The sequence below is a fragment of the Actinopolymorpha sp. B17G11 genome (assembly GCF_040196095.1).
Taxonomy (GTDB): domain Bacteria; phylum Actinomycetota; class Actinomycetes; order Propionibacteriales; family Actinopolymorphaceae; genus Thermasporomyces.
The window spans coordinates 248381-271536 of the sequence record NZ_JBEFTW010000003.1; the positions used below are offsets into that span (position 1 = coordinate 248381).

The following is a 23156-nucleotide window of genomic DNA, read 5'->3' on the forward strand; positions in this document are numbered from 1 at the left end:
CTCTGGATCACGCCTGAAAGGGCCAGAACCTTGCAACCGCGGTTAAAGACCCACGTGAAGGCGCTGCGGCCGGTCGACCTGGCTCGCACAGCCGGGATCAGCCCGTCGCTGGTGCGCACGTACGAACAGGTGGGCTTCCTCCCCGCCGCGGATCGCAGTCCCAACGGCTACCGCCGCTACACCGACGTTCATGTGGAAGCACTGCGGGTGGCTCGATGTCTGATCGCGGGGTACGGCTGGCAGCGGGCGCTTCAGGTCATGCGCGCTGTCCATGCCGGCGACAGCGCCGCCGCGCTCGCCGTCGTCGACGCATGCCACGCCGAACTCCACCGCCAACGTGCCCAGATAGACGAGACCCTGCGCACCCTCGAACGCATCTCGCGCACCCAGACCCGCGCTCCTCGCGTCACGGCCGGCCGGGTGGTACGCATCGGCGCCGCCGCCCAACTCGCCGGCGTACGCCCGTCCGCGTTGCGCTTCTGGGAAGAGCAAGGACTTCTACAGCCGACCCGTGACGGCACGACGCGCAGCCGCTACTACGACCACGAACAGATGCAACGCGTCCAGATCGTCGCGCTCCTGCGTGCCGCCGGCTATCGCTTCGATGGCATCCGGTCCGTTCTCGACGACCTCGCCACCAGCCGGCCGGCACAGGCCCTGGCCGCCCTCGAGCAACGCCGCCGCTCCGTCCAACGCGCCAGCCAGCAGACGATGCACGCGACCAGTGCCCTCAACGGCTACCTTCAGAACTCAGTTGAGCTCGATCAACCGATGGGCGTCGGCGATCACCTGACGACGTAGCCGGTCCGGTTCGACCACCACCACGTCGCCACCCAACGACCGCACCAACCCCACCGCACCTTCCCAGTCTTCGGTGTCGAACTCGGCTTCCACCCACCCGTCGGCATCAGGCGGCGACAGCGACCGGGTGCGAGCGAACGCCCAACCTGCCCGGATCCGCGCGTGGTCACGGAGCCGGAGCCGGACCGGGTAGGTCGGTAGCAACTTGGCGTAGGCGTCCTGCGACTGCCGCCAGAACGTCACGAGGTCGAACTCGTCCGGTCGGGCGAACGGGACGGCTGTCACCGTCAGGTCGCGCATCCGGGAGACGCGGTAGGTCCGGAGCTTGTCGTCCCGCTGCCCGATGAGATACCAGTGCGCGCCCTTGCGGACCAGGCCGTACGGCGCGACCTGCACGGTGCCGACGGCTGTGCCGTACCGGATCTTGACAACGCGGTCGTCCCAGATCGCCTGCAACAGCCGAGGCAGCACGGGCGGCGGGTCGCCAGGGACGGGACCCCAGTAGCCACCCAACTCGACGTGGATGCGCTGCCGGGCGTGCTCGGCATGCTCACGGGCGGCCGGCGCGACCGCCGCCAGCAGCTTGAGAATCAGACCGTCGCCGGGATCGTCGAGGCCGAGGTCGGCGAGGATTCCGCGCGGCTGACCGACGATCATGGCCAGCGCCTCGGTCGTGGACAGGCCGGTCAGGCTGGTCCGGTAGTCGTCCACCAGAGCCCACCCGCCGGCACCGCCACGGGTCGAGTAGACCGGTATGCCGGCGGCCGACAGTGCCTCCATGTCGCGGCGGATGGTGCGCGTCGAGACCTCCAGCTCCTGAGCCAGCGTCGACGCCGACACGATGCCCCGGCCCTGCAGCCGGAAGACGATGCGGAGCAGCCGGTCAGCACGCATGGGCACAGTCTGGTGGATCTGCCCTCGCTGCGTACCATCAAGGCGACCAGGAGCACCGCACCTCGCGTGGGTCGCAGCTCGATCAATGTGCTGCTGGGCACGAGTGTCGCGCGAGGGAGGCGCAGGTGGGAGTGATCACGCATGCGTGAGGTGCTCGACGATCTCGTTCGCTGGTGGGAGGCGGACGAAGCCGCCGGCATGGGCACCGTGGTCGCGACCTGGCGCTCGGCACCCCGTCCTGTGGGGGCGGCGATGCTGGTCGGCCCGGACGGCTCCGTAGTCGGCAGCGTCTCCGGCGGGTGCGTCGAGGGCGCGGTCTACGAGGCGGCCCGGCGCGCGGTCGACACTGGCCGACCCAGCCTCGAGCGGTACGGCGTGAGTGACGACGACGCGTTCGCGGTCGGTCTGACCTGCGGTGGGGTCCTCGACGTCTACATCGAGCGGGTCGACCGGGCGACCTTCCCGGAGCTTGGCGACGTGTCAGCGTCGATCCGTTCGGGCGAGCCGGTCGCGACGGTCACCACTGTCGGCGACGGCTGCGCTGGTGCAGGTCCCAGCGCGGCTGCTGGCGCCACCGCAGCCACCGGCACCGGTGCGCGCGCCAGTGCCCCTCCGGGCGATCGTGTCGGCCGGCACCTCGTGGTGTGGACGGACCGGGTGGCGGGAACCCTGGGTTCACCGCGTCTCGACGCCGCCGCGACCGATGATGTCCGAGGCCTTCTCGCGACCGGGCGGAGCGCCGCGCTGCACTACGGCCACGACGGCGAACGCCGGGGCGACGACCTCACGCTCTTCGTCGCTTCGTACTCTCCGCCTCCGCGCATGATCGTGTTCGGGGCGATCGACTTCGCCGCCGCCGTCGCCCGGGTCGGCGCCTTCCTGGGCTACCGGGTGACCGTGTGCGACGCCCGTCCGGTGTTCGCCACGAGCCGCCGGTTCCCCGAGGCCGACGAGGTCGTGGTCGAGTGGCCGCACCGGTACCTCACCGGCGAACGGGCGGCCGGCCGGATCGACGAACGCAGCGTCGTCTGCGTTCTCACCCACGATCCGAAGTTCGACGTCCCGGTGCTCGAGGTGGCGCTGCGGATGCCGCTGGCCTATGTCGGTGCGATGGGTTCCCGGCGTACGCATGACGACCGGATCGCGCGGTTGAGGGAGGCCGGCCTGACGACTGAGGAGCTTGCGAAGCTCGCGTCACCGATCGGACTCGACCTCGGGGCGCGTACGCCGGAAGAGACCGCGGTGAGCATCGGCGCGGAGATCATCGCGGCCAGGTGGGGCGGCACCGGTGGACGGCTCGGCGAGATGGCGGGACGCATCCACCACGAGGGACCTGCCTGACGGTGTCCCGCTGGTTACCCGGCTTCGCGTCCGATATCCGTAACGACGCGGGCTTTATCGACCGCCGTCCGCCGGATACGTTTCTCATCTATGGCCGAGCCTTACACGTACCAGATCGACCTATTCGACAAGGACGCATGGCGGACCAGCACCACCGCGCAGGACCGGACCGTCGGGGACCGCGCCAGTGCCGACATCGCGCGCGCGATCCTCGAGGACTGGATCATCGACCATCCCAGTGACCTTGCCGGCGGAGGACGGGTAACCGTCTTCGATGATCCGTCCGACTACCCACCGGATGAAGGCGCACGCGTCCGGGTTCTTGTCTTCCGCGAGGTTGCGGAGGATTCCGGGCCCGCGCAACCCGCCGCGGCGGCCTACCTTCTCGCCGACCCGGACGCCGAGGATCCGCACGCCTGGGTGAATCCCTGACGCCCCACTGTCACCTGTGCTGGGAATCGCTGCGGTTTCGAGTGGTGCGAGCGGGTAGTACAGCCCGGACCGCGATGGCCGATCGTCGGCCACGAGAGACACGAAGGGCGCCACACATCATGGGCATCATCGCCTTCCTCATCCTCGGACTGATCTGTGGAGCGATAGCCAAGTTCCTCCTGCCAGGCAAAGACCCTGGCGGTTTGATCGTCACGCTCGTCATCGGCGTCGCCGGCGCCCTGCTCGGTGGATTCCTGGCCGGGGTGCTGTTCAACACCAGCCCCATCGATGAGTTCTGGGACCTCTCGTCCTGGCTGACGGCGATCATCGGCTCCGTTCTCGTCCTGCTCGTCTGGCGCGCTGTCGCGGGCCGGACCCGCCGCTGAGCGGTTGAGCGGTGGGAGCCCACCTGCGACGAACGTCTCCGGACACCGCTATCTGACCCGCCCAGGCCGCGCGGCTCAGAGTCCGGGCGTAGGGGCCTCGCCGGGCCACGCGGGCGAGCGTCCGAGCAGCCGCAGGATTCGATCGAGCGGGTCATCCGCGGGAGTCGACGGCAGCCGGGGACGGAACGACGCTCCAGGCAGCGTGCGAAAGTCGCTGTCCGGCACTGCTTCGGCGACCGGCAGGGCGGCGTGGAGAAGGTCGGCGTCGAGCTTCCATGGTTGCCCCACCGAGCGTGCGACGTCCCAGCCGTGCACCACACAGTCGACGAAGTGGAAACTGATCGCCTGGGTCGCGGGGAGGGGCTGGTCGGTCAGCTCCGAGAGGAAGAACGGCTGGTCCAACACACCGTCCGCCGCGAACGCCGTCATGACGTGCTCGGTGGCGGCCGTGTGGTCGGCCATCGGGTCGGCGCCGAGCGGACCGACTTTCCAGATCGCCGGGTCGGCGCCACCTCCCTCCGCAGCCGCCGCGAAGCCGTGGTTCTGGACGATCATGTGCGCGAGCAGGTCGCCCAGATTCCAGTCGGCGCACGGAGTCGGCCGCGACAGGTCGTCATGGGTGAGGCGCGACACGACCTCGATGGTGGCTTCGGCCGCGCGCCGGTGCTCCGCGCGAAGGTCAGGGATGCTCATAATGCCTCCATTAATATGCGTGCGCTTACGATCTGCTAGAGCACATGATTTGTCAAGGCATATCGTCGTTCCATGCGGAGGAAGTCCACGTCGGGAAGCCGCCCCACTCGCCCCGACCTCGCGGCACTGGTCGCGCCGTTGGGCCGCACCCTGATGGCGGCCGAACTCCCGGTCCTGCGTGCCCACGACCTGTCGATGTGGGGCTATACCGTTCTCGTCCGGCTGGAGGACGAACCGGTGCGTACGCAGGCCGCGCTGGCTCAGGCCATCGGCGCGGACAAGACCAGGATCATCCCCATCCTCGACGACCTGCAGGACCGCGGCCTGATCCGCCGTGAGCCCGACCCCGACGACCGTCGGGTGCGTCTGGTCTCAGTGACCGCGAAAGGCCGTCGGGTTCGTACGTCCGCGCAAGACGCCATCCAGCGTCAGGAGGAACGGCTGCTGGCTCGAGTGCCTGCCGCCGACCGCCGCGCGTTCCTTCGCGTCCTGCAGGAGCTCTCCAGGGTCTCCGCGGACGAGTTCATCGACCCGTCCGCGTAGCCCAGGGACATTCACGAAGATCCGACCTGCGCTCCACCTGCGGTCAGCTCCGTGGCGATCGCGAGGAAGCGCTCCAGCGTGGCCGACCTGTTGTCCACCGACCAGGCGAGTGCCATGTCCCAGGTCGGTATCCGGTCACTGAGCGGGCGATAGGTGACAAGGTCAGGGTCGACGTCCGGCGTCGGGGCCAACATCAGCGACACCCCAAGGTTGGCACCGACCAGCGCCACGATGGTCTGGGCATCCCCCGCCTCCTGCACGATGCGCGGAGTGAAGCCGGCCCCGCGGCAGTGGTCGATGATCGCCTCGTAGCCGGTCGACCCTTCCTCCCGGTGGTAGACGACGAAGGCTTCGCCGGCCAACTCAGCCAGCGAGATGCGACGTTTGACCGCCAGTGGGTGGCTCGCGGGGAGGACAGCCACCATGGCGTCCCGCGAGATCACCCGGGTGTGCAGTCCGCTGTAGGCGTTCGCCGGTTGCTGGGGGCGGAGGAGTCCGACATCGAGGAGACCGGCCTGGAGTGCCGGAATCTGTCGCATCGTGGTCATGAACCCTGCCTCCAGCCTGACCTCCGGACAGACCGCCCGAAATCGGCCGACGAGTCGGGGAACGGCTGCGTAGGTCGCGGACTGGACGAAGCCCAACCGCAACGTCCCGATCTCACCACGGGCCGCGCGCCGGGCATCTTCCGCGGCCACGTCGAGCTGCCCGAGGATCTCGCGGGCTTTGCCGAGGAAGATCTCGCCGGCCGGCGTCAGGGCGATCCGCCGGCGGGCGCGGCTGAAAAGTGGTACGCCGAGATCCCTTTCCAGCGCGGCGATCTGACGGCTCAGCGTGGGTTGCGCCATGTGCAGCCGCGCGGCGGCCCGGCCGACATGCATGTCGGCCGCCACTTCCACGAACGCCCTGAGTTGGTAGACCTCCACGCACCACAGGATGCCTCAGAGAAGCCACGCAGCGGGACCGGGCGCCGAGGAGCTTGACCCCAGGCGTACATCACCCCCGATCATGAGGGCATGACGTCGTACGAACCGGCGGAGGCGTCCGAGCGCACGGGCCTCAGCCTGGACACCTTGCGCTACTACGAACGGCTCGGACTTTTCGGCCCGGTGAGTCGCACGGCCGGTGGTCGGCGGATCTACACCGACGGCGATCTCGCCTGGGTGCAGCTGCTGGTCTGCCTACGCCGGGCCGGCCTGGGCATCGCCGACCTCCAGATGTTCATGGGCCGGCTCCGTAACGGTTCGACCAGCTCCGGAAGCGTGGTCGAACTCCTCGAGAACCACCGCGCCGAACTCGGTGGCCAGCTGGCGCAGCTGCAGACGGCCCTTCGCGTGCTGGACGAGAAGATCGCGCACTACCGAGCGACCGACGGAACCTGAACCGCCGGAGCCTAGGACCTGGAGCGCGCTCCAGGTCAAGGGATCCGGACGAGTGTCCGCACCCATACCGCGTACGCATGACGTACGACCGGATTCTGCATTGGACGCGCCGGTCCTCGGCTGCCTACCGTTCCACCGCGACGTCCGCGCATGGTCGGAAGTCGTTCGCTGGAAGGAATCCCTGTGGACTATCGCTTTGTGGGCAGTACCGGCCTCGAGGTCAGCGAGCTGTGCCTCGGCACCTGGCGGTTCGGCGACGAGTCCGACGAGCAGACCAGCCACCGCATCCTCGACGAGTTCGTGGCGGCCGGCGGAACCTTCATCGACACCGCCGACGTCTACGGCTACAACCGCTCCGAGGAGATCATCGGCTCCTGGCTCAAGGGCCGCGCCCGCGACGACCTCGTGATCGCCACCAAGGTCTATGGCGAAGCCGGGCCGGGCCAACTCGTCCAGGGCGCCGGACGCAAGCACATCTTGACAGCGGTCGAGGCGAGCCTGCGGCGGCTGCGCACCGACTACATCGACCTCTACCAGGTCCACGTCTTCGATGACGTCACACCGTTGAAGGAAACGCTTTCGACGTTGGACGGTCTGGTGAAGAGCGGAAAGGTCCGGTTCGTCGGGGCCTCGAACTACACCGGCTGGCAGTTGCAGAAGTCGATCGACCTGTCCCGCCAGCATGGCTGGGAGCCGTTCGTCTGCCTGCAGCCGTACTACAACCTGCTCGGCCGTGACGCCGAGTGGGAGCTGCTCCCGATCTGCCGGAACGAAGGTGCCGGCCTGATCGCCTACAGCCCCCTCGCCGGCGGTTGGCTCTCCGGCAAGTACCGCCGCGACCTCGGCGCCGCGCCGGCGGGCACGCGTGGTGAAGTGGACGGAAGCTGGCAGCGGCGCGACACCGACGAGACCTGGCGGGTCGTAGACGCCCTGCTCGCAGTCGCCGACGAGGCAGGGAAGACACCCGGTCAGGTGGCGTTGCGCTGGCTGCTGCAGCGACCGGGCGTCACCGCACCCATCTTCGGCGCGCGGACGCTGGAACAGCTGCGTGACAACCTCGGCGCCACCGGATGGACGTTGAGCGAGGAGCAGATGGACCGGCTCACGCAGGCGAGCGACCGTCCGCTGCCCTATCCGTACGAAACCCAGGCTCTGCCACAGTTCCAGCGCCGCCTCCGCCACCCGGCCTGATACCCAGCGCTTTCGTGACCCGGTAGCTCGCGGTCAGGCTGATCCGCACATGGCGCAGTCGCCACGCCGGCGGAGCCAGTACGCGAACGCCGCCGCGGCCAGTGCGGCGCCCCACAGTGGCCAGAACATCTCCGGCAACCAACCCGCGACATCACTGTCACCGCCCGGGAACATGGCGGCGAAGCGGCCGGTGACGGCGAAGCGGACGAACATCACCCCCGCGGAGGCGACGACGACCGACACGATCCCGGCCGGCACCACCGCCAGCATCACCGGCACCCGCCGACCGCGCAGGCCAACCATCCACCACGGGAAAACCTCACCCCACCGCTGGACCAGGCCGAGCGTGAGGATGGCACCGGCCACGGCCAGCGTCGCGAGCCCAGCTCCCAGGTAGACCGCCGCACCCAGTTCGTCGAGCAGCTCCTGGGTGACGCCCCACGGGATCCCGAGCGCCCAGGCGTACCTCGTGGCCGCGTAGCCCACCGGTATCGCCACGGCGACGCCGACCGCCCAGCGTCCCCAACGCGCCGCGGCGGCCGGGGAGGTCCACGCACCGTCCCGGCCGGTCCGACTCCGCCCACATGCGGCGCACCCACCGGTGATCCTGCGATGGTGAGCGATCGCCGCGACGAACCACGCCAGTCCGGCAACGCTGAGGACCGCCATGTTGACCACCGGCCAGTACCAGAGGACGACCCCTTCCGGGGCGGCTCCGGCCATGGTCAGAACCAGCATGATCGGCGTGTAGGCGATGGTGGCGAGCAACCGGTAGTCCGGCAGGACGACTGCCAGCGTCAGGCCGAGCCCGATCGCCAGGCCGCTCGGTATCCGGGCCACCAGCGTGGTCGCCAGGGAGCGGGATCGGCCGGGCGGTCTGGCGTCCGGTCCCCGCGAGCCCGGACGAACGAACGCCATCACCCAGGCCAGGACGACTCCGAAACCGGCGAGCCCGGTGAGGATGCCGGCGCCGACCCGGGGACTCCAGAGCCCCAACAACGACAGTCCTCGCACCTCGTCCACCGCGGGATCGGCGGGGTTGCCGCCCGCTCCGAGCAGCCAGGCGATGCCCAACCCGAGGTAGGCGAGCGACCAGGTGGCGGCGACCGGTAGCGCGAGCGCGGTCCATCGCCGGGTAGGTCTGGACCGCGGGGCGACCGGTCCTCCTGACCGGGCGTCGTCGACATGGACGGACATGAGGATCTCCCTTCTGCGGGCGCCTGGGCCGGCGCCGTCGAGGAAGAGCCTCGCTGCGGTTGGCGCGCATGACGTCGACCTGCGGTCGCGACCACGTACGCCGAGGGAATGACGTCAGGAAGCCGGAGTGGCTAGGGCGACACGACCTACGAGCCGGGCCGGACGAGACCGGACTCGTACGCAAGAACGACGGCCTGCACCCGGTCGCGTAGCCCGAGCTTCGCGAGCAGGCGGCCGACATGGGTCTTGACCGTCGCCTCGGACAGATACATCCGGCTGGCGATCTCGGCGTTGCTGGCACCGGTCGCCACCTCGACGAGGACCTCCCGCTCCCGGTCCGTGAGCCGCTCCAGCGGGTCGGGACCGGTACGGGGCCCCGGGAGGTCCCGGGCCACATGGGCCAGCAACCGCCTCGTCGTGGACGGCGCGAGGACCGAGTCGCCGGCGTGGACGGCACGGATGGCGGACAGGACCTCCTCGGCCGGTGCGTCCTTCAGCAGGAAGCCGCTGGCTCCGACCTTCAGTGCGGCGAACGCGTGCTCGTCCAGGTCGAACGTCGTGAGGACGACGACCCGCGCTCCGTCCCGGTCACGTTCCAGCAGCCGGCGGGTCGCCTCCACACCGTCCATCCGCGGCATGCGTACGTCCATCAGCACGACGTCGGCGGCGACGGTCGCCATGAGGTCGAGCGCCTGCGCGCCGTCGCCTGCCTGGCCGACGACCCGCATGTCGTCCTGGGAGTCGACGACCATGGCGAGGCCGGTGCGTACCAGCTCCTGGTCGTCGACGAGCACGACCCGGATCACGTCGACGCCTCCCTCGCGCGCGCCGGCAGGTACGCAGAGACGGCAAATCCCCGGCCCCCGGATCCTCGCGGCTCGGCGGGCGGCACGACGCTCATCCGCCCACCCGCCAGCGTCACCCGCTCGCGCATGCCGACCAACCCCTGACCGTCGTGTCCGCCCGGCGCAGTTCCACTATCCCGAACGGCCGCACCATCCCGAACGGCTCCACTATCCCGAACGGCTCCACTATCCCGAACAGCCCCACCAGCCGATGCGGCTCCACCCTCCCGCGTGCCGCCGTCGTCGGTCACCGCGATATCGAGCCCGCCGTCGATCCAGGTGAGCCGTACCGACGCCGAGGCGTCGCGGGCGGCATGCTTGACGACGTTCGTGAGCGCTTCCTGGACCACCCGGAAGGCCGCCAGCGAGGCGGCGCGATCCAACGCGAGAGCGGTCCCCGTGGTCGTGAGCTCGACCGGCAACCCGGACGCGCGAACCCGTTCCACGAGGGCCGGAACATCGTCCAGCGTCGGCTGAGGCGTTGTCTCGGCCACCTCCTCGTCGCGACGCAGAACCCCCAGGACGGTACGCATGTCGGCCAATGCCTCCCGCCCGGTGCCAGCGACCATCGCCAACGCCTCGACGGCACGGGCGGGATCCTTCGCGGCGGCGAACCGGCCGCCCTCCGCCTGTCGCACCATCACCGCCAACGAGTGGGCCACGACGTCGTGCATCTCTCGCGCGATCCGCGACCGTTCCGCTGCCGCCGCCTGCTCCGCCCGCTCGGCCCGGTCCTGCTCGGCACGCCGCGCCCGCTCCTCCAACGCGACGACGTAGGCCGCCCGGATGCCCCGGAACCGCCCCAGGCCCCAGGGCGCCAGGACGGCGGCGACCAGCGCAAGCAGGACGAAGAGCCGCCAGACAGCGCTGTCCGTCCCGCTCTGGCCGGCCATCCAGTCCCCCGGGAACCACAGCCGGACAGTGGTGAGGACCGCACCGACGAGACCGATCACCAAGGCGATCGTCGGCCAGGGACGCCGGGAGTACGCGGCGACGGCGTACAACGCGACCGGATAGACCAGGGCGCTGGGAAGCAGGATCGATGGCACCGAGTCGACGCCCAGCTCTCTCGCGCCCGGCCCGGTGAAGTCGGGCGCCAGCACGAGGGCGAGCATCACGAGGCTGCAGGAGAGGTACGCCGCCACCGGCCAGGTCCGCCGGGTGACGATGGTGAGGTGCCCGATCAGCACGAGACCGATCACTCCGACCCTCGCGGCGAGGGGCCACTCGGCACCCCACACCAGGGTCACAGACGTCGGGCCGATCACCAACAGGAGGGCCACGGCGAGGACGGCGTCGCCTGCCCAGGTGTGCCGGATCACCCAGTTCTCCACGGTCGGCAGGCTCACCGACGGTCGCTCCATCCGGCCGATCCTAGGCTTCGCCCGTCGTGGCGACGTCAGCCGGCGGGATGACGGTCGTCAGCCTCGAGGCGTACGCAGCCCCTACCCGCCAGGCTCGCTGGACGTGGGCGTCGACGGGGCGATCCGGTTGCGCGTACAGACCACGACGGAGACGGCCATCTGGACGTCTCCGAGACAACCTCTAGAAGGCGCCGGGGAATCCGCTGCCATCGACGTCCCGGACGTGATCGAGCGAGGTGTCGCGCTTCTCGATCCCCCGGTTGACGTCGGCGTCCAGCTGCCGCTGGCGCCTCTCCCTGCCGGGCACCCAGGGCAGACTCGCCCCGCGCTGGCCGAGGTAGACCAGCACGACAGCCAGGACGATGATGCCGATCAGGATCCCCATGAGCATGCCCATCATGGTGGCACCGTCCGGCCAGGCCGTCCATCGAAGGCCGTAGCGCGGGACAGACGCCGGTCCGCACACGCCGCCACTCGTCACCGGCGGGTGAAGACGTGGTGCACCTTGTGGATCGCCGCGGCGATGTCGTCCACGTCGCTCTCGTCGTACGCCTCGTTCCAGGAGACGACCACCAGCCGCTCGTCGATCAGTGACTCGGCCACCGGGCAGATCCCCCTGTCGTAGCAGGGCTCCTGGCTGGCCGGTGGTGCGGTGAGGGGGTAACCGGAGCCGCCGTACGTACGCCGTTCGGCGAGCACCGGGGTGCGGTAGACCGGTCGGGTCAGGTATCCACCGGACGCCGGGATCCCCTCGGCGGCCAGGGCCCTGCCGTAGTCGTGGTTGGTGCCGCCCGCCGCCTCCGCGTCGTCCACCAGCAACGGGTACTGCCAGTACGACATGCCGCCGGTGTCGCGTGGCGCGCGGAGTCCGGACAGTCCGCTGATCGCGTCCGTGAGCCGCAGTGCGGTGGCCCGTCGCGCGGCGACGACGCCGGCGAGCTTCGGCAGCTGCGCCCGGGCGACCGCCGCCTGCAGCTCGGTCATCCGGTAGTTGGTCGAGAGGAACAGATGGGTGCGTTCGTCGGTGTCGCGCGGCCATCCTTTGTCGGCGAACAGGCGCATCCGCCGGGCCAGCGCAGGATCGTCGCTGATCGACAGCCCGCCGTCGCCGGCGGTGATGTGCTTGGACTGCTGGAGGCTGAAGCATCCGATGTGTCCGATGGTGCCGGCGAGCCGGCCGTCGTCGACCCGGGTGAGGTACGCCTGGGCACAGTCCTCGATGAGGACGATGCCGTGTTCGTCGGCGACTGTCCGAAGCTCGGCTGCGGGCGCGGCGGAGCCGAACAGGTGGACGACGCAGATCGCCCTGGTCCGGGACGTGATCCGCTGGCGTACGGACTCGACGTCGAGGTTCCCTGTCGCGGGATCGAGGTCGGCGAAGACGGGTACCGCGTTCTGCAGCAGCATGGGCAGCACGGTGCCGGCGTCGGTGATCGGCGTGGTGATGATCTCGTCGCCTGGTTCCGGGTCGACCGCCGCGACGGCGAGATGCAGGGCGGCCGTTCCGGAGCTGGACGCGACGGCGTGGCCGATGCCGTAGTAGTCGGCGAACTCCCGCTCGAGCGCGCGGGTCTCGCCGCCGACCGTGCAGCCGAGCTGGCCGGACGCGATGACGCGGCCCAGCGCCTCCAGCTCCTCGGCACCGAGCGTCCTTCCGCCGGCCTGGTTGACGGTCGGGAAGGGGGCCGTGCGGACGGGGTCGCCGCCGTCGCGCGCCAGTGTGCCGTTCGTTCGCCCCGTCACGAAGCACCTCCAGAAGTCTTTCGGTTGCGGTCTGGACCTTATCTCGACCACTCGGCTCACGGGCCGGCGAGCCGCGGCGCTGTCCGGTGTTGGAAACGGTCGTCCGTGTACCTGTGTGAACTGCTGATTGCGTCCTGATCTCGCGCATTGACACGGACTTGGGCGAGCCCTACGGTCGTGACCGGATGTCTGTCGGGGGTCGGACACACTCGATTCACTTGGGCCCGGAAACCCACTGCGCACGATGCCTGTGGGGCGAAGAGAGGTTCACCGATGGACAAGCGCGCCGCAATGTGGGTACCACCCGTGGGAATGTCGCGACGGGAGGTTCTCCGGATCTCCGGCCTGATCGGGCTGGCCACCGGCGCGTGGTCACTCACCGGATGTGGGCTGTTCGACGGTGGTGACGTCGAGGGGACGGACAGTCCCGGTAAGGGCGGCAAAGACACATCGGTCCTGCGGATCAGCTTCGTTCCCGTCGAGGTCCTCGACCCGCAGGTCATCACCAACGGCATGTGGATTCTGACCCGCGGCATCCTCGAAGGGCTCGTCACCCAGAACGAGTCCGGTGACGACGTGGTACCGGCGGCCGCCACCGAGTGGTCGGTGTCACCGGACAACCTCACCTACACGTTCCAGCTCCGCGCCGACGCGAAATGGTCCAACGGCGACCCGGTCACGGCGCACGACTTCGAACGCACCTACCAGCGGCTCTTCACCCCCGCCGGGACCAGCGCCGGTGGGACCACGCTGGGTGCCAACTCCTACCAGGCGTCCACCGGGATCAAGGGCGCGGAGGAGTTCCTCGCCGGCGTGCTCGAGGACTGGTCGAAGGTCGGCGTGAAGGCGACCAGCGACCGCGAGCTGGTGCTGACCCTCGCCAACCCCAACCCCGACTTCCTGCTGGCCCTCACCCACCCGGCGCTGTTGCCGCTGCACATGGACTCGGTGGAGGCCAAGCCCGACGACTGGCAGAACCCGCCGAACTTCGTATCCAACGGTGCGTACGCGGTACAGAAGTGGACCAAGAACTCCAGCATCCTGCTCGTGCCCAACACGCACTACTGGGACCGGGGGAACGTCCACCTGGACCAGATCGACGTCAAGCTGGTCGAGCCCAGCGCCACCGGGACGGCCACCGTGCCGTACGAGAACGACGAGGTGGACATCCTCGGGATCTCAGACGCCGACATCCTGCGGTTCCAGAAGGACCCGGAGCTGTCCAAGCACCTGAAGTCGGTGAGTACGTACAGCATCATCTATCTCGCGAAGCTGCGCAGCGAGAACCCCGCCCTCGACGACGTACGGGTCCGCAAAGCACTCTCCCTCGGCCTCGGCCGGGAGTCCCTCGCCGAGGTGAGCCCTGGCCTGCATCCCGGTCTGTCCCTCGTGACCGAACGCACCGCCGGCTGGGATGACAGCATCGCGGTCCAGGAGGACATCGACGAGGCGAAGCGGCTGCTCGCCGAGGCGGGATACCCGGGCGGCGAGGGCCTGCCGGAGATCAAGGTCCTGGCCGGAGTGCAGACCCCGATGGTCGAGGCCATCGTCGACACCTGGAAGCGCAACCTCGGCATCAAGGCACGGGCGGATGTGGTCGAGGCCGGCGTCTACGTCGAGCGCCGGTGGCAGGTGCAGAAGGGCGACTACATCGGCTTCTACTACGGCTCGTTCGCGGGTCTGCCGACCTGGCCGACGATGGTCGGCACCCTGTGGTCGCCCAAGGACGTCCAGATGATGAGCCTGCCGGCCGACGTCTGGCAGCGGTACCAGAAGGTCCTGGCGGACACCAAGCTCAAGCCGGCGCAGAAGACCGCACAGCTGAACGCGATCCTCGCCGAGGAGTCTACGGCCGACTCCCGCCGCCTCGCCGATCTCGTCACCCAGGCCAAGGCAGCCGACGAGAGCACGCAGCTCGAGCTGTTCAAACAGGCGGCGAAGCTGCGGGAGGAGCAGTACCTCTTCGTCCCGGTCGTCTGGGCCGACATCTTCTTCGCCGTCCGTCCCACGGTCACGGGCGTGCAGCTGCGGCCCTACCCGGACTTCTTCTACCTCAAGCCGCTCGGCCTCACGGGCGCCTGAGCGGGTCGGACAGCGGGACCGCGCCTGCGGACCGCCCAGCAGGGACCGCACAGCAGGGCCGCCCAGCAGGACAGCCCAGCAGGACAGCACAGCGACGCTCGGTGGCGTACGGTGAGGAGGTGAACGGGTGGGATTCGTTGTGTACGTGGCGAAACGGGTCGTCCGCCTGATCGTCTCACTCGTGGCGGTCTCGATCATCACCTTCACGCTGCTGCAGCTGGCCCCGGGGAACTTCGCCGACATCGCGCGGGTGGCGAGTGGCGCGACGAACATCGGCGGCGCCGGTACGGAGCAGATGGTCGGCGAGCTGCAGGCGCGTTACGGCGAGCAGGTGCCGGTCTGGAAGCAGTACCTCATCTTCATGAAGGGCGCGGTCACCTGGGACTTCGGTCCCTCGTACAAGTACGCGACCCTCGACGTGCAGGAGATCATCGCCCAGGCGTTCCCGGTGTCGGCGACCCTCGCGGTCATCGCGGTCGTCCTCGCCCTGCTCATCGCGGTGCCCGTCGGGGTGTTCGCCGCCCTGCGCCAGAACTCCCTCGGCGACGCGGGAACGATGTTCGTGGTGACGCTCGGGCACGCGCTGCCGAGCTACCTGACCGCGGCGTTCCTCGTCCTGCTGTTCACCGCGACGCTGCACGTCCTGCCGTCGAGTGGATGGGACGGGCCGCAGAACATGGTGATGCCGGTGCTCGCGCTCGCCCTCGGGCCCGCCGCCGTCCTCGCGAGGTACGTACGGTCGTCGATGCTGGAAACCCTGCGCGAGGAGTACGTCACAGCAGCACTCGCCAAGGGCGGACCCCAGCACGTCGTCATCATCCGGCACGCCCTGCGCAACTCCCTGATCCCGCTCGTCACGGTGGTGGGTCCGTTGCTCGCCGCGTTGATGACGGGGACGGTGTTCGTCGAGGCACTGTTCCGGATCCCGGGGCTCGGGCTCTACTTCGCCGCCGCCGCGGCCAGCCGGGACATGCCGCTCCTGATGGGCACGGCGTTGTTCTTCGCCCTCATCCTCATGGTCACCAACCTCGTGGTCGACCTCATCTACGGCGTCCTCGACCCGAGGATCAGGAGTGAAGGGGGGTGGGGACGATCGCAACCGCGGAAGGACTCGACGCAGGTCGAAGCGACACAGGCCGCGACGACGCAGGCCACGTAGCAGCTGCCACGGCCGAACGCGCCCGTGGGCCGATGGCCCGCGCGTGGGAACGCTTCCGGCGCAACCGGCTCGCCCTGGTCAGCCTGGTCTTCTGCGGTCTGCTCGTCGTCGTCGCGCTCGCGGCGCCGCTGCTCGCGCCCCACCACTACGCCGAGACCGACTTCGCGAACAAGCTCGCGTCGCCGGGCACCGCCGGGCACCCGTTGGGCGCGGACCTGTTGGGACGGGACATCGCGAGCCGGCTCGTCTACGGCCTTCGTACCGCCCTGATCGTCGCGTTCGGCGCCGAGCTCACCGCGCTCGCGCTGGCGTTGCTCATCGGTCTCGTCGCGGGGTATCTGGGCGGGCGGATCGAGCAGCTGCTGATGGCCCTGACCGACGTGATGTACGCCTTCCCCAGCTACCTGTTCGCCGTGGTCATGGTGACGGTCCTCGGCCGCAGCATCTTCGCCCTGGTCCTCGCGATCGGGATCGCGTCGTGGGTCACGCAGGCCCGGCTGGTGCGCGCGCAGGTGCTCACGATCAAGCAGCGGGAGTACGTCGAGGCAGGACGCGCGATGGGTGCCCGCGGCCCGACCATCGCGGTCCGCTACATCCTGCCGAACGCCATCGGCCCGATCCTCGTCACGACGAGCTTCGCGATCCCCGCCGCGATCGCCGCCGAGGCCGGCCTCGCCCTGCTCGGGCTGGGCGTCCAGCCACCGACGCCGTCCTGGGGTCTGATGATCGCCGAGGGCACCCGATACCTGCTCGCCGCGCCGCACCTGCTGGTCTTCCCGGCCGTGCTGTTCGCCCTGACCCTGCTGGCGTTCACCTGGGTGGGCGACGGCCTGCGGGACGCGTTCGACGCGAGTGGGGACCAGCGATGAGCGGCGAAAAGCAGACGGCGACCGAGGCACTGCTGTCCGTGCGCGACCTGCGGACACAGTTCGCCCGCACCGGCGAACCCCTGCGCGCCGTCGACGGAGTGAGCTTCGACGTCGAACCCGGCAAGGCCCTCGCGATCGTCGGCGAGAGCGGCAGTGGCAAGAGCGTCACGGTGCGGAGCCTGCTGCGCCTGTTGCCACGCACGGCCCGCATCACCAGCGGTCGGGCGTACTTCCGTCCCCGTGGCGGGGACGCTCGCGACCTGCTGGCCCTCGGTTCGCGCGCGCTGCGACGGATACGTGGTCGTGACATCGGCATGGTCTTCCAGAACGCCATGGAGGCCATGAACCCCACCCTCACCCTCGAGCGTCAGCTCACCGAACACCTGCTCTGGCACGGCATCTGCGGCAAGGCGGAGGCGCGGGAGCGTGCGGTCCGTGCCCTCGGTGACGTCGGCATCCCCGAGCCGGAACGCCGGATTCGTACGTACCCCTTCCAGCTCTCCGGCGGCATGCGCCAGCGCGCGATGATCGCCATGGCGATGGTCACCGAGCCGGCGTTGCTGATCGCCGACGAACCCACGACGGCCGTCGACGTCACCGTGCAGCGGCAGATCCTCGACCTGCTCGCGGGTCTGAAGGACCGTGGCACCGGCGTCATCATGATCACCCACGACCTCGGGGTTGCCCGGTACTTCTGCGAGGACGTCGTGGTGATGTACGCCGGTCGCGTGGTCGAAAGCGCACCCACCCGGGACCTGCTCGACACACCGCGTCATCCGTACTCCGTCGGGCTGCTGGACTCCAGCGTCGAGCTGGGTGCGAGCGCCCGGGCGCTCGCACCGATCCCCGGAAGCCCGCCCGACCTCGCCCGGCGGCCGGAGGGTTGCCCGTTCCACCCGCGGTGTACGAAGGTGGAACTGCCACGCTGCCAGACCGAGCAGCGACTGGTGCAGCTCGGCGACAACCGGACGGCCGCCTGCTGGAAGGCGGTGGCGCATGCCTGACACGAACGACGTGTTGGTCCGCGCGGACAACGTGACCAAGGTCTTCTCCAGCCGGGCCGGCGCGGTCCGCGCGGTCGACGGTGTCACTCTCGGGGTCCACCGCGGTGAGACGCTCGGCCTCGTGGGCGAGAGCGGCAGCGGCAAGTCGACCGTCGCCCGCCTCCTGATGGGGCTACAGCCGCCCACGTCGGGGCGGGTGCTCTTCGACGGGCACGACCTCGCGACCCTGCGCGGACGGGCGCTGCGGACGACGCGCCGACGGATGCAGATGGTGTTCCAGAATCCGTACGGCTCACTCCTCCCCCACTACAGCGCCGCCGGCAACGTGATGGAGCCGATGCGCCTGCACGACAACGGGAACAAGGAGTCCCGGCGAGCCGAAGCGCTGCGGCTGCTCGACCTCGTGGGCGTGAGCCCGCGGTTCGCCGACCTGTATCCACGGCAGTTCTCCGGCGGACAGCAGCAGCGGATCGCGATCGCCCGGGCGCTGGCGCTGCAACCCGACCTCCTGGTGTGCGACGAGCCGACGTCCTCCCTCGACGTGTCGATCCAGGCGCAGATCCTGGCGTTGCTGCTCGACCTGCGGACCGAGCTGGGACTCACGTGCCTGTTCATCTCGCACAACCTGGCGGTTGTCGAACGCCTTGCCACGCGGGTCGCCGTGATGAACCAGGGGGTCGTGGTGGAAGAGGGTTCGACCGCGGCACTCTTCCACTCGCCGCAGCATCCCTATACCCGCACGCTGCTGAGCGCCGTCCTGCCGGTACGCGGCAACGCAATCACCATGCCGACCTGAGGAGTTCCGTGGGATCCGCCACCCGTACTCTTTCACCCGCCCCGATCGGTCTCGTCCTCGACGACGGTGCCGCCCAGGCCGCCCACCACGAAGGGCGAGACGCGTGGTGGCTCTACACGACCGAGGTCCTTGATCACGTGCGGCTGCCGTACGACGTCCTCGCGCCCGACGCGCTGACAGGGCTTGGGGCCGCCACGGCCGACGCACCCGGTGTTCTGGTCTTTCCACACCCGCCGTCCTTGGATGCCGCTGCCGTTACGGCTGTCACGGGATGGGTGGAGCGCGGCGGGGCTCTTGTCCTGTGCGGCGGATCGGGAACGCTGGTCGAGCTCACCGGCGTGACGGCCGGATCGCCAGTCGCGGACGGGCATGTGGAGATCGTCAAGGGCGCCTTGACACAGCCGCCGGACGTGCCACTCCATGCGTACGGTGGTGTCGAACTCGCACCTGGCGATGGCGGCGACGTCCTTGCGAGGTGGACCTCTGGCGTGGCGGCGATCGCGGCGCGCAGTGTCGGTCGAGGTGTCGTAGTCGTCTGCGGCGTCGATCTCTGGCAGTCGATCGTCCGCATCCAGCAGGGGTTCCGGGTCGAGCAGGACGGCGCGCCGGCCGCGGACGGCTCGTGCCCGGTCGACGACGGCATCCTCAAGTGCGACGACGGGCTGCCGCTGTCCTACGAGCGGGACCGGGCGCTGCCGCCCGGCGAGGCCGGAGTGGCCGAAGGGCTGTTCCCGCACGAGTATCCGCCACCCGCGGCGGCGCCGATCTTCCACCGCCCGCAGGCCGACATCTGGCGCCGGGTGTTCCTCACGCTGGTCCTTGACGCCGCCGAACGGTGTGGCGTCGTACTCCCCTGGCTCTTCTACTGGCCAGCAGGGGTCCCCGCCGTTGCGCACATGTCGCACGACTCTGACGGCAACGTGTCGGAGTACGCCGCGACGGCACTGGAGGTCTTCGACGAGGTCGACGTCCGCGTGACGTGGTGCCACGTCTATCCCGGCGGTTACGACCCGGCGATCGTGCAGGCGATCGCCGACCGGGGGCACGAGCAGGCCCTGCACTACAACGCGATGGAGGACGCCGACATCGCGTCATGGGGATGGCCACAGCTGCGCGCACAGTACGCGTGGGCGCAGGCCCTCACCGGCCGGGAACGCATCGTCTGCAACAAGAACCACTACACCCGCTGGGAAGGCTGGCACGAGTTCTTCGTCTGGTGCGAGCGGATCGGCATCGAGATCGACCAGTCCCGCGGGCCGAGCAAGCAGGGCGACGTCGGATTTCCGTTCGGGAGTTGCCATCTGTGGTTCCCGATGGCCGACGCGGCTGAGGCGAACCGGCGGATCGACGTCCTCGAACTTCCTCTGCACACCCAGGATCTCGCCTGGGCCGGGCACGAGGCGAACCGTGACGTGATCCTCGACCAGGTGCTGGCCGAGCACGGCGTCGCGCACTTCCTCTTCCATTCGCCGCACCTGCACCTCCGGCCGCCGACGCGCGCCGCATGCGTCCGCCTCGCCGCCGAGGCCAGGTCGCGCGGCATGGTGTGGTGGACCTCGGAGCAGCTCAACTCCTGGGAGCGCCGCCGGCGTGGCGTGCGGCTCGACGTCACGGGTGACGCGGATGGCGCCCTGCGGGTCGCCGTTGAGACCGACGAGGCGTTGGACGGCGCCGCCGTCCTGCTCGCGGTGCCGGGGCTGGCCGGCGATGCGGCGTTCACGGTCGAGGCAGGTGCCGGGACCGCGACGGTCGTGGTCCGGCACGGCCGGCCGTTCGTGGAGCTGGCGACGGACCTGCCCACCGGCAGCACGTCGTTCCTCCTCCGGCAGGTGCGCGGCGTCGGCTGACGTGCGGGACGGCTCAGGGAGGGCTCAGGGTGAGCTCTCGGCGAGGACCTCGGCCAGCGCGTGCGAGGTCTGGCGGATCATCCCGGGATTGGTGTCCCAGTAGTACGCCAGCCCGGAGACCGCCTGGTAGAGCGTCCAGCCCCGGCCACGCAGCCACGACGCGTCGTCGACGTCGAGCTCGGACCGGTACCTTTGGCGGCTGTCGCCTGCGAAGACGTTCCATGCCGGCTGTAGGTCACACGCGGGATCACCCACATTGAGGCCACCGAAGTCGATCACCGCTGACAACCGGCCGTCGACGACGAGCAGGTTCCCCGGGAGCAGGTCGCCGTGCAGCCAGACGTCCTTGCCGGCCCAGGGCGGAGCGGCGAGCGACTCCTCCCACGAGCGCAGCGTGGCATCGCCGTCGATCCGGTCGCCCAGCTGGGCGATCGACCGCCGGACCTGCTCGTCGTGTTCGGCGAGTGGTCCACCTCGACCTCCACGCGGTCGCGGGTGCGCACCGGCCGTGTCGATCTGGCGCAGTGCCGTCACGAACGCGGCGAGATCGACGGCCGCCTGGTCCAGATCCTCGAGTGTGCCGTTGGCGTTGTCACCGTGCAACCATTCGTACACCGACCAGTCGAAGGGATAGCCCTCGGCCGGCCGGCCCGTCGCCACCTGCACGGGAAGTGAGAGAGGCAGGTGCGGTGCCAGCTTCGGCAGCCACTCCGCCTCCTTCGCCGCCTGTTCGGTTGCCCAGCCGATGCGCGGGAGCCTGGCGGACAGATGATCACCGAGTCGGTAGATGTCGTGATCGGTTCCGTACGACACGACCAGGCTGATCGGCAGATCCGCCCACTGGGGGAACTGCCCCGCGATCAGGCGACGGACCAGCTCGGCGTCGGTGATGATCTCGTCGGTATGCATCCTGGTTCGGCCCACCGCGGCATCCTTGGTGAGCCACCCCAGTCCCTGCAACCGGATTTCGCCCCGGCAGGCGAGAGTGCTCGCCCAGTGGCCGACCCGCAAATGACCACGCTGAGCACGCCTGTGGTACCTGGAACAGGCATGGACGCCTTCATGAGGTGCACAGGCCTACCGGGCGTGGTCATTGCGCGTCAGTTGGTCCCTGCCGCCCTCAGCGGAGCCCCTCAGACGAGGTGGCCCTCAGTCGAGGTGGCGCAGGACCTTCTCGATGGCCGTGGCGACGTCATGGATGTCCTCCTCGGTGCCGAGAAGGACGGGTTGCGGCAGCCACACAGTGTCAGAGGCCAGCAGGTCTGTCGCCGGCAGCTCCGGCTCCGGGTACGGCTGCCCCAGCCGGCCCGTGATCGACGCGATCTCCGCGCGGAGCGCACCGTTGCGATGCAGGCCCTGGTACCCGCCCGAGCAGGGGATCCCCTCCGCCGCCAACGCTCGTACGAAGGCATCGCGGCTCTCGGCACCACCGATGCCGGGCAGCCGGAACACGAACAGGTGCCAGCCGTGCGCGGTGACCGACGTGACGGCATCCGGAACCCAGACCCCCTCGACCTTCCCCAGCAGCTCGGTGAGGAGGGCGGCGTTGGCGGACCTGACGGCCTGCTGCGCAGGATGGCGCCGCAGCTGGACGCGCAGGATCGCCGCCTGGAACTCCGTCAGCCGCAGGTTGTAGCCGAGCCGCTCGTGCTGGTACCAACCGCCCCCGCTGACCCTGCCGACGTTCGCCAGCGAGTAGAGGTGGTCGGCGAGTTCGTCGTTGTCGGTGACCACGGCACCGCCCTCGCCGGCACTCATGTTCTTGCTGGTCTGGAAGCTGAACGTACCGACGGTGCCGATTGCCCCGACCCGCCTCCCCTGCCACTCGGCGCCGTGGGCCTGCGCGGCATCCTCGACGATCGCCAGGCCGTGCTCGCGGCCGAGGTCAGTGAACGCGGTCATGTCACACGGACGCCCGGCGATGTGCACAGGCATCACGGCCTTCGTCCGCGGGGTGAGGGCCGCCGCCGCTGCGGCCGGGTCGAGGAGGTACGTCGCGGGATCGAGGTCCGCGAAGACCGGGACCGCCCCGACGAATGTCGCCGCCGCCGCGCTGGCGATGAAGGTGTAGGACGGGACGACAACCTCGTCACCGATCCCGACACCGACCGCACGCAACGCCGCGGCGAGTGCCAGCGTGCCGTTGCAGACACAGACACAATGTGCCGCCTGCTGGTAGGAGGCGAACTCCCGCTCGAAGGTCGCGACCACCTCGCCGTGCGTACTGCCCCACTCGCCGGAGGCGAGTACTTCGGCGATCGCCCGGGCCTCCTCGTCGTCCGAGCTGGGCCACCGAGGGAAGGGCGTTGTGCGGACTGGGCTGCCGCCGTTCTGGGCAAGCAGTGCTGACATCTGCGGTCACCTCGGCCTCGGGCTGCTGCGTACGGCTCGGAACCTGCAGGATCGCCGCCAACCCGATAATGGGTCAAGACCGGATATCACGTGATGGCCGTTGCCGGTCTGGACAGTTCACCCCGTCGCTCGGGACGGGGACAGGATCTTGACCAGGTCCCGGTGCACGAGTTACGGTCAGGCCCTAAACCCATGGAGGTCACCGGACCGCGTGCCCGCTGTGCGCCCAGCCCCT

General features: G+C 69.6%; 23 protein-coding genes. 13 read left to right on the plus strand and 10 right to left on the minus strand.

All coding sequences use genetic code 11. The annotated features are described in order from the left end of the window. Positions 1–54 precede the first annotated feature (54 nt). Positions 55–801, plus strand: a complete 747-nt coding sequence (locus ABN028_RS05305; RefSeq protein WP_349695819.1) for a MerR family transcriptional regulator — start codon at positions 55–57, stop codon at positions 799–801. Here ABN028_RS05305 and ABN028_RS05310 read toward each other — a convergent pair. Then, a complete protein-coding gene (locus tag ABN028_RS05310) occupies positions 751–1695 on the minus strand; it encodes a helix-turn-helix transcriptional regulator (RefSeq protein WP_349327463.1) in 945 nt (314 codons plus the stop codon). The two genes, ABN028_RS05305 and ABN028_RS05310, sit on opposite strands and share 51 nt — an antisense overlap. A 141-nt stretch (positions 1696–1836) precedes the next feature. On the opposite strand from ABN028_RS05310, the gene ABN028_RS05315 reads away from it, so the two are divergent. The 3 genes from ABN028_RS05315 to ABN028_RS05325 all read left to right on the plus strand — a co-directional run bounded on the left by ABN028_RS05315 (position 1837) and on the right by ABN028_RS05325 (position 3854). Then, positions 1837–3036, plus strand: coding sequence for an XdhC family protein (locus ABN028_RS05315; protein WP_349327462.1), 1200 nt, complete (start codon positions 1837–1839; stop codon positions 3034–3036). A 90-nt stretch (positions 3037–3126) separates the two neighbouring features. Next, a complete protein-coding gene (locus ABN028_RS05320; protein ID WP_349327461.1) occupies positions 3127–3468 on the plus strand; it encodes a hypothetical protein in 342 nt (113 codons plus the stop codon). Between the two features lie 119 nt (positions 3469–3587). Continuing rightward, positions 3588–3854, plus strand: a complete 267-nt coding sequence (locus tag ABN028_RS05325) for a GlsB/YeaQ/YmgE family stress response membrane protein (RefSeq protein ID WP_349695820.1) — start codon at positions 3588–3590, stop codon at positions 3852–3854. 75 nt (positions 3855–3929) lie between these two features. Here ABN028_RS05325 and ABN028_RS05330 read toward each other — a convergent pair whose 3' ends face one another. Beyond that, positions 3930–4547 carry a TIGR03086 family metal-binding protein gene (locus tag ABN028_RS05330; RefSeq protein WP_349695821.1) on the minus strand — a complete coding sequence of 206 codons (618 nt, stop codon included), beginning with the start codon at positions 4545–4547 and terminating at the stop codon, positions 3930–3932. Positions 4548–4619: 72 nt separating this feature from the next. Between ABN028_RS05330 and ABN028_RS05335 the strand changes: the two genes are divergently transcribed. Next, on the plus strand, positions 4620–5090 hold the full coding sequence (locus ABN028_RS05335) for a MarR family winged helix-turn-helix transcriptional regulator (protein ID WP_349327458.1): 471 nt from the start codon (positions 4620–4622) through the stop codon (positions 5088–5090). A gap of 11 nt (positions 5091–5101) precedes the next feature. On the opposite strand, the gene ABN028_RS05340 is transcribed toward ABN028_RS05335, so the two are convergent. After that, complete coding sequence (locus ABN028_RS05340) at positions 5102–6016, minus strand: LysR family transcriptional regulator (RefSeq protein WP_349327457.1); 915 nt, start codon at positions 6014–6016, stop codon at positions 5102–5104. A gap of 90 nt (positions 6017–6106) precedes the next feature. Between ABN028_RS05340 and ABN028_RS05345 the strand changes: the two genes are divergently transcribed. Together ABN028_RS05345 and ABN028_RS05350 are read left to right on the plus strand one after the other, a co-directional pair. Further along, positions 6107–6472, plus strand: coding sequence for a MerR family transcriptional regulator (locus tag ABN028_RS05345; protein ID WP_349327456.1), 366 nt, complete (start codon positions 6107–6109; stop codon positions 6470–6472). A 183-nt stretch (positions 6473–6655) separates the two neighbouring features. Continuing rightward, the gene (locus ABN028_RS05350; RefSeq protein WP_349327455.1) at positions 6656–7663 is read left to right on the plus strand and encodes an aldo/keto reductase; all 1008 of its coding nucleotides are present in this window, start codon (positions 6656–6658) and stop codon (positions 7661–7663) included. 33 nt (positions 7664–7696) lie between these two features. Here ABN028_RS05350 and ABN028_RS05355 read toward each other — a convergent pair whose 3' ends face one another. From ABN028_RS05355 to ABN028_RS05375, 5 genes are all read right to left on the minus strand, one after another. Next, positions 7697–8860, minus strand: coding sequence for an NYN domain-containing protein (locus ABN028_RS05355; protein ID WP_349327454.1), 1164 nt, complete (start codon positions 8858–8860; stop codon positions 7697–7699). A 146-nt stretch (positions 8861–9006) separates the two neighbouring features. After that, the gene (locus tag ABN028_RS05360; protein ID WP_349327453.1) at positions 9007–9666 is read right to left on the minus strand and encodes a response regulator; all 660 of its coding nucleotides are present in this window, start codon (positions 9664–9666) and stop codon (positions 9007–9009) included. After that, complete coding sequence (locus ABN028_RS05365; protein ID WP_349695822.1) at positions 9663–11069, minus strand: sensor histidine kinase; 1407 nt, start codon at positions 11067–11069, stop codon at positions 9663–9665. The genes ABN028_RS05360 and ABN028_RS05365 overlap by 4 nt, the downstream gene beginning before the upstream one ends. Positions 11070–11250: 181 nt before the next feature. Then, positions 11251–11460, minus strand: coding sequence for a hypothetical protein (locus tag ABN028_RS05370; RefSeq protein ID WP_349327451.1), 210 nt, complete (start codon positions 11458–11460; stop codon positions 11251–11253). An 86-nt stretch (positions 11461–11546) separates the two neighbouring features. Beyond that, positions 11547–12812, minus strand: a complete 1266-nt coding sequence (locus ABN028_RS05375; RefSeq protein ID WP_349327450.1) for a DegT/DnrJ/EryC1/StrS family aminotransferase — start codon at positions 12810–12812, stop codon at positions 11547–11549. Between the two features lie 273 nt (positions 12813–13085). On the opposite strand from ABN028_RS05375, the gene ABN028_RS05380 reads away from it, so the two are divergent. The 6 genes from ABN028_RS05380 to ABN028_RS05405 all read left to right on the plus strand — a co-directional run bounded on the left by ABN028_RS05380 (position 13086) and on the right by ABN028_RS05405 (position 20569). Beyond that, positions 13086–14894: a peptide ABC transporter substrate-binding protein gene (locus ABN028_RS05380; RefSeq protein WP_349327449.1), complete on the plus strand. Its 1809-nt coding sequence runs from the start codon at positions 13086–13088 to the stop codon at positions 14892–14894. A gap of 127 nt (positions 14895–15021) precedes the next feature. Next, the gene (locus tag ABN028_RS05385) at positions 15022–16053 is read left to right on the plus strand and encodes an ABC transporter permease (protein ID WP_349327447.1); all 1032 of its coding nucleotides are present in this window, start codon (positions 15022–15024) and stop codon (positions 16051–16053) included. Positions 16054–16085: 32 nt separating this feature from the next. Further along, on the plus strand, positions 16086–16922 hold the full coding sequence (locus ABN028_RS05390) for an ABC transporter permease (protein ID WP_349327446.1): 837 nt from the start codon (positions 16086–16088) through the stop codon (positions 16920–16922). Then, positions 16919–17926 carry an ABC transporter ATP-binding protein gene (locus ABN028_RS05395; protein WP_349327445.1) on the plus strand — a complete coding sequence of 336 codons (1008 nt, stop codon included), beginning with the start codon at positions 16919–16921 and terminating at the stop codon, positions 17924–17926. The genes ABN028_RS05390 and ABN028_RS05395 overlap by 4 nt, the downstream gene beginning before the upstream one ends. Then, positions 17919–18722 (plus strand): ATP-binding cassette domain-containing protein, encoded by an 804-nt coding sequence (locus ABN028_RS05400; RefSeq protein ID WP_349327443.1) that lies wholly within the window; start codon positions 17919–17921, stop codon positions 18720–18722. The genes ABN028_RS05395 and ABN028_RS05400 overlap by 8 nt, the downstream gene beginning before the upstream one ends. 8 nt (positions 18723–18730) lie before the next feature. After that, positions 18731–20569 carry a polysaccharide deacetylase family protein gene (locus ABN028_RS05405; protein WP_349695823.1) on the plus strand — a complete coding sequence of 613 codons (1839 nt, stop codon included), beginning with the start codon at positions 18731–18733 and terminating at the stop codon, positions 20567–20569. A 24-nt stretch (positions 20570–20593) separates the two neighbouring features. Here ABN028_RS05405 and ABN028_RS05410 read toward each other — a convergent pair whose 3' ends face one another. Then, positions 20594–21493 (minus strand): aminoglycoside phosphotransferase family protein, encoded by a 900-nt coding sequence (locus tag ABN028_RS05410; protein WP_349327441.1) that lies wholly within the window; start codon positions 21491–21493, stop codon positions 20594–20596. A 225-nt stretch (positions 21494–21718) separates the two neighbouring features. After that, entirely contained in the window at positions 21719–22921 is a 1203-nt protein-coding gene (locus ABN028_RS05415; RefSeq protein WP_349695824.1) for a DegT/DnrJ/EryC1/StrS family aminotransferase, read from the minus strand. Positions 22922–23156: the final 235 nt, after the last annotated feature.